At 65.9% G+C, this 12400-nt stretch carries 10 protein-coding genes and 1 tRNA gene; 3 read left to right on the top strand and 8 right to left on the bottom strand.

Features of this window, described 5'->3' with window-relative positions:
- The 5 genes from PHP91_RS17275 to PHP91_RS03690 all read right to left on the bottom strand — a co-directional run.
- A partial coding sequence (locus PHP91_RS17275; RefSeq protein ID WP_366141531.1) for a DUF6538 domain-containing protein occupies positions 1-128 on the bottom strand: 128 nt, incomplete at its 3' end.
- Between the two features lie 153 nt (positions 129-281).
- Positions 282-368, bottom strand: a tRNA-Leu gene (locus tag PHP91_RS03675).
- Positions 369-979: 611 nt separating this feature from the next.
- Complete coding sequence (locus PHP91_RS03680; RefSeq protein ID WP_300137031.1) at positions 980-2098, bottom strand: HD domain-containing phosphohydrolase; 1119 nt, start codon at positions 2096-2098, stop codon at positions 980-982.
- Positions 2099-2110: 12 nt separating this feature from the next.
- On the bottom strand, positions 2111-3739 hold the full coding sequence (locus PHP91_RS03685) for a FapA family protein (protein WP_300137034.1): 1629 nt from the start codon (positions 3737-3739) through the stop codon (positions 2111-2113).
- 217 nt (positions 3740-3956) lie between these two features.
- The gene (locus PHP91_RS03690; RefSeq protein WP_300137037.1) at positions 3957-5360 is read right to left on the bottom strand and encodes an anion permease; all 1404 of its coding nucleotides are present in this window, start codon (positions 5358-5360) and stop codon (positions 3957-3959) included.
- 335 nt (positions 5361-5695) lie between these two features.
- Between PHP91_RS03690 and PHP91_RS03695 the strand changes: the two genes are divergently transcribed.
- Positions 5696-7831: an MASE3 domain-containing protein gene (locus PHP91_RS03695; protein WP_300137040.1), complete on the top strand. Its 2136-nt coding sequence runs from the start codon at positions 5696-5698 to the stop codon at positions 7829-7831.
- A gap of 109 nt (positions 7832-7940) precedes the next feature.
- Positions 7941-9596 (top strand): thiamine pyrophosphate-binding protein, encoded by a 1656-nt coding sequence (locus PHP91_RS03700; RefSeq protein ID WP_300137043.1) that lies wholly within the window; start codon positions 7941-7943, stop codon positions 9594-9596.
- Between the two features lie 65 nt (positions 9597-9661).
- Here PHP91_RS03700 and PHP91_RS03705 read toward each other — a convergent pair whose 3' ends face one another.
- Both PHP91_RS03705 and PHP91_RS03710 read right to left on the bottom strand, forming a co-directional pair.
- On the bottom strand, positions 9662-9835 hold the full coding sequence (locus PHP91_RS03705) for a hypothetical protein (RefSeq protein ID WP_300137046.1): 174 nt from the start codon (positions 9833-9835) through the stop codon (positions 9662-9664).
- Positions 9836-9911: 76 nt separating this feature from the next.
- Positions 9912-10265: a hypothetical protein gene (locus tag PHP91_RS03710; protein WP_300137049.1), complete on the bottom strand. Its 354-nt coding sequence runs from the start codon at positions 10263-10265 to the stop codon at positions 9912-9914.
- A 217-nt stretch (positions 10266-10482) separates the two neighbouring features.
- On the opposite strand from PHP91_RS03710, the gene PHP91_RS03715 reads away from it, so the two are divergent.
- The gene (locus PHP91_RS03715) at positions 10483-11016 is read left to right on the top strand and encodes a hypothetical protein (protein ID WP_300137052.1); all 534 of its coding nucleotides are present in this window, start codon (positions 10483-10485) and stop codon (positions 11014-11016) included.
- Positions 11017-11091: 75 nt separating this feature from the next.
- Here PHP91_RS03715 and PHP91_RS03720 read toward each other — a convergent pair whose 3' ends face one another.
- On the bottom strand, positions 11092-12399 hold the full coding sequence (locus PHP91_RS03720) for a (Fe-S)-binding protein (RefSeq protein WP_300137055.1): 1308 nt from the start codon (positions 12397-12399) through the stop codon (positions 11092-11094).
- Position 12400: the final 1 nt, after the last annotated feature.

Below are 12400 nucleotides of genomic sequence, written 5' to 3' on the forward strand. Positions count from 1 at the left end.
GTCTGGAGAGACATCCTGACTTCGGAGCGGCCCAACGAGTCCCGCAGGTCGTGCGGGATGACGTGGCGAAAGTAATAGATTGAGCCCTTCCGGTAAAGGTGGTTCGGGGAACGCGCGATTTGCGGCATGTGACGTCTCCGGCGGTAGACGATTCCGGGTACTTTGACCCATCACTTTGACCCCTTGGGGTCAAATCACGCCGAAAAGAAGACAATCACGTAACTTGCCGGATAAAAAAGAAAAAGGGTTGCAGCTGTTTAGCCGCAACCCTTGTTTCATTCTGGTGCCGAAGAGAAGACTCGAACTTCCACGGGGGAACCCCCACTAGACCCTGAACCTAGCGTGTCTACCAATTCCACCACTTCGGCACGTTCAGGTGAGAAAGGCTTATATACGCGCCCATTCCCCTTTGCAAGGTTTTTTTTAAGAGAAAATGCAGATTATTTTGATCCTGTAATTTCAGCATGTTTTCCGCCACGCCCCCCGGAGGCCCCGGGACGGCGGCGGGCCTTGCTTCTGGGCCGGTCCGGGCCCTCTCCGGACCCGTTTCGGGACCGTGCCGCGCATGGCTCCGAGCCGACGCCATGTTCCGCGCCGGGACGCCTCCGGCCTGCGTCCTGTTCCAGGCCGGAGGAGTAAAAAATCTTGTACCCCCAGGCCGCCGTTCCGGTGAAGGTAAAAAAAGTTTTACTGGCCTGCCCGGAAGGAAGATCAATGGGGTTGAGGAATGTTCGTTGGTAATATGCTGATTTTTAATAATATAATTGAAATATTCCACCTCGGCCTTCCTGGTGGCACGGAGGTTGCTAAGTTCAAATCATCATTCTTCCTTTTATTTGCACACGAGAATCCAGGCTTCGAGGGACGGTCCCGAGAAGCCTTTCTCGTTTTCTGTGGCCTGGACGATTGGGAAACGCGTTGCCCGGAGCAGGCGTCCCGGCGGGGCTTGCGGCCGTCCTTTGGCTGGAAGGCCGAAAGGTTACGCCTCGTCGGGCGGGACCACGCAGATGGGTTCCTTGACCTTGAGCAGGTCCTGGAAGGTCTGCAGCCGCATGTGGGAGGCCTCGCTCAGGGTGTCGCCCTTGTGCAGGAGCACGGCCCCGGAACCGGCGATCATGTCCCGGCCCATGACCATGCCCGGCTCCAGCCCCGCCACGCCGAGCTTCAGGCAGCGGGCTTGGGCGCTCTCCTCCTGATAGTGACGGAGCGCCTTCACCACCTCGGTGTCGTAGACCTTGGGCCGGGCGGCCATGAATTCCAGCGCCTTGTCCGGCGGGGCCCCGGTCAGTTGCATCTGGTCCATGTCGATGCACGCCTTGAGGATGCGTGCGCCCAGCGGCGGGTTCTGGGACGCGGGCGTGTTCTGGTGGCGGATGACCTCCGCGATCTTTTCCATGTGCGGCACGTTGCCGAGCAGGTGGGCTGCGATGCTCGGGTGGGTGTAGAAAATCTGCATCGCCTCCTTGGATGGCCGGCGCCCGGCTTCCAGGGATTCGAGCAGTTCTGTCGGCAGGGCCACGCAGCCGATGTTGGAGAGCAGTACCACCATGTCCATGAGCTGGGTGGACATGGCCTTGAGCTCGGCGCTTACCCACTGGGCCGGGCGGCGGATGCGCTTGCTCCGCTCCACGGCGTCGGGATGGGTCAGCTCCATGATGTCCACCAACATGCGCACGCAGCCGAAGAGCACGTCGCGGCAGGTGTCACCCTCGCTTTTGCGTTCCCTGCGGTACTTGCGCACGGCGTCCTGCACGGCCGCCTTGAGGGCCTGGGGCGGGCAGGGGCGTGGCAGCATCTTGGAAATGTGGGCGGCGTTGATGGCCCCGGCCGCCGTCTTGAAGCTGCGGTCGGCCGTGACCATGAGGCGCATGGTCCGGGGAAATTCCCGCCGCACACGCGACAGGAACTTGATGCCGTTCATGCCCGGCAGGCGCAGCCCGGAGAGCACGGCCGCGAATCGGCCGTCCTCGGCCAGCATGGCCAGTCCTTTTTCCGCGTCGGGCAGGCAGGCCAGGTCCACTACGGATTCCAGGACCTCGCCGGCCTTGGCGGCGAACCCGGAGTCCGAGGTGACGAGCATTACCTTGGCTTTCGACATGGCGGCGTCCTCCTAGATCCCGGAAATGGCGATGCCGGACTTTTCCTGGTTCCAGTGGAACTTGGAGGCCTGCTCCGCCTTGCTCAGGGTGATGGACCGATCGCCGATGTTGATGGTCACCCCGGCGTGGGCCGTGCGGCGGGCCTTGAGCCTGCGCCTGGACAGCTCCTCTCCCTGGGCCGCCAGCGCGGCCTGCTTCCGCTCCTCCAGTTCGGCGATCTTCCGGAACAGCAGGGCCTTGATCTTGAACAGCTCCGCCAGGATGCCCCGGTCCTCCTTGGGCGCGAGGAGCAGGGTGTCCTTGATGTTGCCGGTGCCGATGAATTTTTCCAGCTCCGCGATCTTCTCCCGCAGCTTGCGGGCCCTGGGCTCCGTGTCCTCGCCCTCGGCCAGGGGCAGGGCCAGGGTGATGTGGGTCCTGGCGCCCAGCGGGGAGCCCATCTCGGCCACGTCCATGCCGCCGCAGACGTAGACGCCGCCGTTGAGGATGCCCTTGTCTGACCCGGCGACGATCTTTCCCCCGGCCACGATGTCGCAGTTGACGCAGTCCATGCCGATGACCACGTCCCCGCCCGCGCGGATGGTGGCGTTGCGCATGAACTTGGCCGTTACCGCGCCTTCCGCCTCGATGATGCCGCCCTCCTCCATGAGCACGCCGCCGCTCACGGTGACGTCGGCCCCCGCGCGGATGACGGCGTTCTCCACCACGCCTTCGACCACCACGCTCTCCCTGGCCGTGACCTCCGCCCCCGTGGTCACGGTGCCCTTGATGAGGATGGACCCCTTTTCCACATGCACGTTGCCGGAGGAGAGGTCCACGTCGGAGTTGATCTCCAGCAGCTCGGAGATGGACAGGGTGTCGTCGCGGTAGAGGACCATGCCCGGCGAGGCCGCCGTGTAGACGATGGTCTCTCCCGGTTCGCCCGTGGCGCGGATATCCTTGCCAGCCTTGAGCACGGCGGGCTTGCCGTCCTCGCCCGGAATCTCGCGGCCCAGGACGTCGAAGCCGGCATGGCCCGAAGTGGGGGGGATGAGCCGGGCGATCTCGTCGCCCTCGTCCACGCAGGCGGTGGCCCCGCGCTCGCGGAAATTGATGGAGCCGTCGTCCTGGCGCTCGCCCACTTCGCTGCCCTTGGTGAACATGAGCCGGACCTCGCCGGGCCGTCCGGGGGAGGGGGGCACGCCCTTCGCGATCTCCACGTCGGCGACCACCGCGTCCGAGTCCCGCGACCTGGCCACGGCCTCGTCCAGCACGTCGTTGTCCACGCCCTTGCTCCCCTCGGGCAGGTACTCGCGGTACTTGTCGTCGGAGATGGGCTTGCCGAAGCAATTCTTGGGGTGGAAAGTCATGCGCATGGTCATGGCGTCGTCGGACACGGACCAGAGCGGCGTCACCCGCAGACCCTTTTCCGAGAGCTCCATGATGCCCACGGTGGTGGCTCCAAGGGTGTAGTCGCTGCCGTTGACCACGATGTTGGCCTTTTCGAAGACCACTTCCTTGCCCTTGTATTCGGGCGGCAGTTTTTCGGCGTCGAGGGTGGCGATGATGGCGTCGGGGATCACCGGGAACTTGAGGTCTCCGATGGGATCGATGATCGAAGCGGGCAGGGGGCAGAGTCCCTCGTCGCCGGTGGTGGCCATGGCCGGTCTCCTTTGCGCTGGCGCTGTGCCGGGCAGGATGTTTTGCGACATTATGCCTTGGTTGATAAAAATGTCAATTATTATGCGGAGTATCGATTTTTCGGGAGCCGCATTCCCGCCGGGGTGGCGAACCGGGGGCGGTAGCCCGGGCGCGCGGGGGAGAAAAAGGCCCGGGAGCGGGGCTCCCGGGCCGTGAAACCGAATGGGCTGCGGCCGCCTAGACGAAGAAGTACGTTACCGCGATCATGGCCGCCAGGTAGATGCCTCCGAAGATGGTGCCCAGCCCCCACCAGCGCGCCTGGCTGATGTAGCCCGATCCGTACCAGATGGGCGACGGGCCGGTGGCGTAGGGGGTGATGATGCCCATCAGGCCGAGGGAGCCGGCGAGCATGAGCGCCAGCCGGGGCAGCATCTCCGCCGGGACCAGAGGGGCGGCCGTGGCCATGAACAGGGGCAGCAGGGCCGTGGTGTGCGCCGTGGTGCTGGCGAAGAAGTAGTGGAGCACGAAGAACAGGATGACCAGCATGACCGCCACGGTCATGGGCTCCAGGCCCTGGAGATGCGCGGCGACCATGCCGCCCATCCAGGAGAGGACGCCCGCCTTCTTGAGGCCGCTGGCCATGGCCACCAGGGTGGCGAACCACACCAGGACGTTCCAAGCCCCCTTGTTGGTGATGACGTCCTGCCAGGAGATGACCCCGGTGAGCGCCATCAGGGAGAGGATGAACACGGCCGCCACGGTGGAGTCGATGCCGAACTTCTTGCCGAATATCCACAGGATCAGGGCGGTGACGGCGTAGCCGAGCATCATCAGTTCCTTGGTGGAGATCGGACCCATCTTGCTCAGCTCCTCCGTGGCCCAGGCCGGGGCTTCGGGGGAGTGCTTCAGGGTCGGGGGATAGATGACGTAGGCGAGCCAGGGCGTCAGCAGGAAGAGGGGGATCATGCACGGGAGCATGACCTGGGCCCACTGGCCCCACTGGATGGCGAAGCCCGCGCTCTTCTGGATCAGCTCGACGGCCAGCAGGTTCGGGGCCAGGGCCGTGAGGAACATGGAGCTGGTCACGCAGGTGGCCGAGATGCCCACCCAGGTGATGTAGGCGCCGATCTTGCGCGGCTCGTTGTCCGGGGTGGACCCGAACATGGGCGGGATGTTGCTGGCCACCGGATAGATGGTGCCCGCGCTGCGGGCGGTGTTGGACGGCATGAACGGGGCCAGGATGGCGTCGGAGAAGGCCACGGCGTAGCCCAGTCCCAGGGTCCGCTTGCCCAGGTACTTGATGAGCAGCAGGCTGATGCGCTTGCCCAGCCCGGTCTTCTGGTAGCCCAGGGCGAACATGAAGGCCGCGAAGATCAGCCAGATGACGCCGTTGGAGAAGCCGGAAAGCGCCCAGTTCCGGTTTACCGTGGCGCTGGGGTCGATGAGCCGGAGCATGGCCACCACGGAAACGCCGGTCAGGCCCACCAGGGCCGTCGGGATGGGCTCGATGATGAGGCCGACCACAACGCCGACGAAGATGCTGAGAAAATACCAGCCGTTGGGGGCCAGCCCCTCCGGGGTGGGCATGAGGGCCATGATGATGGCCACGATCAGAGGGGAGAACTTCTTGAGATATTGCATGAAATACCTCCTGGTAAGATGCCTGCAGACCCGTTTTGGCCTGCACTCCCCGCCTGGCGGCCGCCGTCGGCGGGTTGGCGTTGCACAGGGCCTTTGCCGGATTGAATGATCGCCGGATCTCTTTTTCTGATATTATATATTTAAATGACTAAAATCGCCAACGTCAAGCAGGGATATGCAATCGGGCATCGGGAATGCGCGGAGGAAATCTTTTCTAAAGTGAAGGAGGATTATAACGGAAAAAGGTGGGGCTTGCTGGTAGGGTCGTCATCCAGAGGTTCATCTTGAATTCCAATACGAAAAGCAGGGCGGCCAATTTCGTTTTGGGGGCGACTGTGCTGGTCGGGCTCTATTTTACGAGTCTCGACAGCTATCTGCTGTTTCACGCCCTGGCGGAGATGTTCAGCATCGTCGTCGCCTTCGGCATCTTCGTCATCGGCTGGAATTCCCGCAGCTATATCAAAAACAACTACCTGCTCTTCCTGGCCATCGCCTATCTGTTCATCGCCCTGCTGGATCTTCTGCACACGCTTTCCTACAAGGGGATGGGCATTTTCTCCTACCAGTATTACGCCAACCAGCTCTGGATCGCCACTCGCTACATGGAGAGCCTGTCGCTGCTGGCCGCCTTCCTGTTCGTGCGCGAGCGGCGCCGGTTCAATCCGCAGGCGGTGTTCGCGGCCTTCTCGGCCGTCACGCTGCTGGTCATCGCCGCCATCTTCTGGTGGCACGTCTTTCCGGTCTGCTTTGTCGAGGGGCAGGGGTTGACCCCGTTCAAAAAGAACAGCGAGTATGTCATCTCCGCCATCCTGCTGCTGGACATTGCGATCCTGCTGAGCGTGCGCAAGGAGTTCGACCCGGCGGTACATCGCTGGCTGGTCTGGTCCCTGGTCTTCACCATCGCCTCGGAGCTGGCTTTCACCTTCTACATCAGCAATTACGGCTTTTCCAACCTGGTCGGCCACTACTTCAAGGTCTTCTCCTTTTATCTGATCTACAAGGCCCTGGTGTCCACGGGGCTGACCAAGCCCCACGCCGTGCTCTTCAAGGCCCTGCAGGATTCCGAGGCCAAGTTCCGCGCCCTGGTCGAGAGCTCCATGGACATCATCTGGGAAGAAAACCGGCAGGGCGAGTACACCTACGTCAGCCCGCACGTCCGCGCCATCCTCGGCTACGAGCCCGAGGAGATGGTCGGGCGGCCCGTGGCCGACTTCCTGGCCCCGGAGGACGCGGCCCGGGCGAGGAGGGTCTTCGCCGCGCCCGGCGACGTCTGCCCGTGCCTGGTCAACCAGGAGAGCGAGTTCGTCCACCGCGACGGCCGCCGCGTGGTCCTGGAGCGGCACGGCATGACCATCGTGGACGAGCGGGGCGAGGTCCGGGGATACCGGGGCGTGGACCGGGACGTGACCGAACGGCGGCGGCAGGAACGTGAACTGCGCAAGCTGATCCTGGCCGTGGAGGGCAACCCGGGGGCCATCGTCATCACCGACCCCTTGGGGCTGGTGGAATATGGCAACCCCGCGTTCTGTGCGATGATGGGGACCGGTCCGGCTGAGTTCCGGGGGCGTACGCTCCCCTCCCTGCTGGAGGGCGTGGAGGATGGCGCGGCCTTTCGCGGGTTCGGGGAGGCCATCACCTCCGGCCGGGCGTGGCGGGGCGAGCTGCACCGCTCCCCGGCGAACGGCGATTCCCGCTGGCTGCGCCTGTCCGTCGCGCCCGTGACCGGCGGGGACGGCGCGCTGCTCAACCACGTGGCCACCCTGGAGGACGTCACGGACCGCAAGGATTTCGAGCGGCTCAAGGAGAGCGTGGACCAGATCATGCGCCACGACCTCAAAAGCCCACTGAGCGGAATTATCGCCATCCCGGGCCTGCTCCTGGCCGACGGCAATCTCACGGAGGCGCAGCGCTCGCTTCTGGCCGCCCTGGAGGAGGCCAGCCGTCGCATGTTGCGCATGGTCAACAACTCCCTCGACCTGTTCAAGATGGAGCAGGGCACCTTCGCCTACGAGCCCGAGCGGGTGGACGCGCTGCGGGTCCTGCGCGCCGTCCTGGGGGAATCCGCCTCCCTGGCGCGCGCCTCGGCGGTGGAGGTGAGGCTGTCAGCGGCCGGGCTCCCGGCCTCGCTGGACGCGCTGCCGGTCATGGCCTCGGAGGACCTGCTGCACAGCATCTTCGCGAACCTGCTGACCAACGCCATCGAGGCCTCCCCGGCGGGCGGCGCGGTCTTCGTGGAGGTGGGCGGCGACGGCTGCCGCGTGAGCATCCGCAACCGGGGAGCCGTGCCACGCGAGATCCGGGGCCAGTTCTTCCAGAAATACAAAACCCACGGCAAGAAGCGCGGCACCGGGCTCGGGGCCTATTCCGCCAAGCTCCAGGCCGACGCCATGGGGCTGGACCTGCACCTGGACATCGACGACGAGCGCGACGAGACCCTGATAACCATCACCTGCCCCCCGGCCGCCGCCTGACCGAGACGAATAAAGCTGTTGATCGCTGTTCCCACAAGTCCCCTGTTCGGATAGATACGGGGTATGTGTCGAGTCCCCTCAACGCCGCGCGCACCAACCGGAGGAGTCCATGGGCAAAACCGTCATCCGTCATCTTCTCGATAGTCTCAAGGAAATCGGCGTCACCGACATCTTCGGCGTGCCGGGCGACTATGCGTTCCCCGTGAACGACGCCATCTGCAACGACAGGGAGCTGCGCTGGATCGGCTGCTGCAACGAGCTCAACGCCGCCTACGCGGCCGACGGCTACGCCCGCATCAAGGGCGTGGCCGCGCTCTGCACCACCTACGGCGTGGGCGAGTTGAGCGCCCTCAACGGCGTGGCCGGGGCCTATGCCGAGCATCTGCCCGTGATCCACATCGTGGGCATGCCCAAGGACGTCATCCAGCGGCGGCGCGGGCTGATGCACCACACCCTGGGCAACGGCGAGTTCGACCTTTTCTACAAGATGACCGCGCCCGTGGTCTGCGCCCGGACCATCCTGACGCCGGAGAACGCCCTGGCCGAGACCGACCGCGTCATCAAGGCCGCCCTGACCCGCAAGCAGCCCGTCTACATCGGCGTGCCGGGCGACTTCGCCCTCATGGAGCTTGGCTGCGCCTCGCTGACGCCCGTGCCCGGCCCGTCCAGCGACCCCGGGACTCTGGCCGCCGTGGCCGACCTCCTGGCCGCGCGCATGTGCAAGGCCAAGTCGCCGGTGATCCTGGTGGGTTCCCTCATCGGACGGTACGAGCTGCGCGACGCGGTCCGCGCCCTCATCGAGAAGACAGGCGTGCCCTTCACCTCCATGTTCATGGGCAAGGGCACGCTCTCGGAATCCCACCCCAACTTCATCGGCGTGTACAACGGCCGCATCCAGGCCTGCGACGTGCGCGAATACGTGGAGGGCAGCGATCTGGTCCTGAGCCTGGGTACGGTCATGTCGGACATCAACACCGGCGCGTTCACCGCCAACATCGACCGGTCGCGGGACGTGCGCATCCAGCCCGACCGGGTGGAGATCGGCCCGGCCGTCTACCCCGGCGTGTACATCGAGGACGTGCTGGCCGCCCTGGCCGCCAAGGCGGCCAAGGGCAAGGCCAGGGTTCCGTTCAAGCCCGCCGGGCTGGGCAAGCCCAAGGGCAAGACGGCCGACCCGATCACCACGGGCTACCTGTACCCCCGGCTGGAGAAATTCTTTCGCCCCGGCGACATCATCATGGCCGAGACCGGCACCGCGTCCATGGGCCTGGTCACGGCCAAGCTTCCGGAGGACGCGGTCTTCTTCAACCAGACCCTGTGGGGGGCCATCGGCTGGGCCACCCCGGCGGCCTTCGGCGCGGCCATGGCCCGGCCCGACGCCCGGACCGTCCTGGTCACGGGCGAGGGTTCGCATCAGCTCACGGTCCAGGAGATCGGCCAGTTCGGCCGCTTCGGTCTGCGGCCCGTGGTCATCTGCCTGAACAACAACGGCTACCTGATCGAGCGGATGCTATGCGAGGACCCCTCCATCTATTATAATGATCTGGCCCAGTGGAACTACAGCGAGCTCCCGTCCGCCTTTGGCATGAAGGACTGGGAGTGCGCCCGCGTCGCCACCAACGGCGAGCTGGACAAGGCCCTGACCCGCGCGGGCAAGGCGAAGGCCGGCGTGTACATCGAGATCGTCACCGACACCATGGCGGCCTCGGACATGGCCCTTGCCCTCAACCGGATCGTCTTCAAGGGCGGCGGCTGGAAGGCCTGATCCGTCCCGGCTCCGAAAAATGAGGCCCCGGCGGGAGCGCGTCTCCCGCCGGGGCCCTGTCGTGGCTAGCTGTGCTCCACAAGCCAGATGGCCAGGAGGAACAGGCCCGCGCTGATGCCTAGCTTCAGCCCGATCACGATCTGCTCGCGCAGGGTGTACTGCTTCGGGGCAGCATTCGGCTGAGTGGCGGCGGCAGGCGTTCCGTCCGTGGACAACGGCTTGGCTGCGTCGTTTTTCATACGGCCTCCGCTGTGTTCCGGGAACATGCTGCGCCGGGCGCGGCTGTGCGGCCCGGCGTCCATTGGCGCAGGGGAATCAGAGCGGAAGGCGGGGCGGGGCGCGGATGGGGATGGACCGGGCCCTGCCGCTGGCGGCGGGGCTTGCGCCGAGGTCCGTTGCGGCGGGCGAGTCCGTGACGACGGGCCGGAAAAGGACCGTTCCCGGAAGCAGGGCGTCCGGGACGGGGCTGGCCTCCGGGGCGCGGGTGCGTTCGACGCGATCGGCGGTCCCGGCGTCACCCCCCAGGATGGCGGGGGCGAATCGGGCCGCGTCGGTCCCCCGGTTCAGGGGCTGGTCGAGGGCCTGACCGAACCCGGCCACGGGCGCAAGGCAGAGCGCCAGCAGCAGGAGGGCGATCAGCGTCTGGGTTTTGCCTGTGGTCCGGATCATGATGGGCGGCCTCGTCTCGCGCAAGGGGTCGTTTCGCCGCCGGCCCGGCGGGGGCCGGAAGGGGCGTACACCATCCCATACGCACGCACGGCGGTTTGTCAACCGGGTTGTCCGACCTGCGGGGGGGCTGTCCCGCATGGCGGTCCAATTCGATTGACCGCGGTTCGCGGGCCCAGGTATGCTGGAGGTCCCATACCGCAACCCGAGGAGTCCTCCCATGCGCATGATCTTGAGTTATGCCGCGCTTTTCCTGATGCTCTGCACAGCCGCCCCCTCCCTGGCCGGGCCCATCACGGAGCAGGACGTGCTGAATGCGGAGAAGGAATGGGGCGCGGCCATCGTGGCCATCGGAAAGGCCTGCCAGGTGGGCGGGGACTGCCGGGCGGCGGCGGGCGAGGCCATCGACCGCCTGTACGCCTACGGCCTGGCCGAGGTTCTGTTCAAGCCCACCAAGGCGGCAGACCGGCAGTTCCGGCCCGACAGGGAAGGCGCGATTTCCTATTTCGTGGGCGGCGTGGCGTCCGAGGACCACGGCTTCGCCCTGCAACCCTGGTCCAAGGTGCGGTTCGGCCAACAGAAGATCGTGGTGCACGACTGCGACGCCATCGCCCAGGGCAATTACTATTTCACCGACGCGGGGACCGGGCGGGAGTCCAAGGTGGAGTTCACCTTCGGCTACGTCCGGGACAACTCTGGGCGGCTGCGCATCTTCCTGCATCACTCGTCCCTGCCGTACGGTTCCGGCCACTGAACCCGGCCCGGCCAGGGCGGCGAATCTCCCGGCGGTCGTCCGGCCGCCGGGGGATTCGCCGTTGGTGCGCGGGGGCTATGCGCCGATGGCCTCGGCGAGGAGCTGGATGATGTGCTTGACCGGCATGTTCGCGCCCTTGCGCCTGCGCATTCCGTCCCGCAGTTGGAGGATGCAGCCGGGGCAGGCGGTGGCGACGACGTCCGCCCGGGTCGAGACGGCGTCCTCGATCTTCTTGGCCTGGATCTGCTTGGAGCGCTCCATGTTGGCGAGGCAGTAAGTGCCGCCGAGGCCGCAGCAGGCCTCGGGGTGGCGCATCTCGTCCACCGCGCCGCCGGTCGCCATCTCCAGGATGCGCCGGGGCTCCGTGACCAGCTTCTGGGCTTTCCGCAGGTGGCAGGGGTCATGGTAGGTGGCGCTCCGCCGGGCGGCCTTCGCGGTCAGGGCGGCCAGCCGGTCCCGGAGGGCGTCGGCCGCCAGGAACTCGGTGATGTCGCGGGTGCGCGCGGCGATGTCCTCCAGTCCCGGCGCGAGTCCGGGGTCGTCCCCGAACCGGTCCAGGTAGCCGTGCTTGAGCATGTGGCCGCAGGAGGCGCAGGCGGTGACGATGGGCACGTCCGCGCCGCCGAGGGCCAGGGCCCCGATGTTCCGCCTGGCCTGCTTGCGCACGATCTCGTGCTCGCCCGAGGCGAGCATGGGCATGCCGCAGCAGGCCTGGTCCGGCGGGACCTCCACGGCGACGCCGAGGGCGTTGAGGACCTTGACCAGGCTGTGGCCGATTTCGGTCATGAAGTAGTTGGTCATGCAGCCGGTGAAGAAGATCACCTTGGGCTGGTCCGGGTTTCCGGCGAACCGGACCGCGTTCCGGAAGGGGGTGGCCGCCAGTTGCGGCACGTACTGGTCCTTGTCGACCAGGGGCATGGCGAAGCGGCGGTAGAGCCCGCTGGTCTCCGGCACGGCCTTGAAGGCGAGCTTTTGCGCCGCAGAGCCGATCCTCGCGCCCGTTTCGAGCACGCCGCCGGGCAGGGAGAGGGCCTGGGCCACGGCCTTCTTGACGAGGGGGACGCCCAGCTTGTCGGCAAAGGCCTCGCGCACGGCGATGACCACCTTGTCCGCCCGAGCCCCGCTGGAGCACTGGCTGGCGCAGCCGGTGCACAGCAGACAGTTGTCGAAGAGCTCGCGGGTGTGCGCGTCGAACTCCAGCTCGCCGCGCGCCAGGCTGTCGGCGATGGCGATCTTGCCCCGGGCCGTATATCGTTCCAGGGGCGTCTCGCCGAACACCGGACAGACGGTCCGGCACTCGCCGCAACGGATGCACTTGTCGGTTTCGTTTTTGACCAGCTTTTGCAGCGCGGCCAATTTTTCGGCTTGGGTCTGTTTCGCCATG

This window comes from Pseudodesulfovibrio sp. (assembly GCF_028692895.1).
Lineage (GTDB): Bacteria > Desulfobacterota > Desulfovibrionia > Desulfovibrionales > Desulfovibrionaceae > Pseudodesulfovibrio.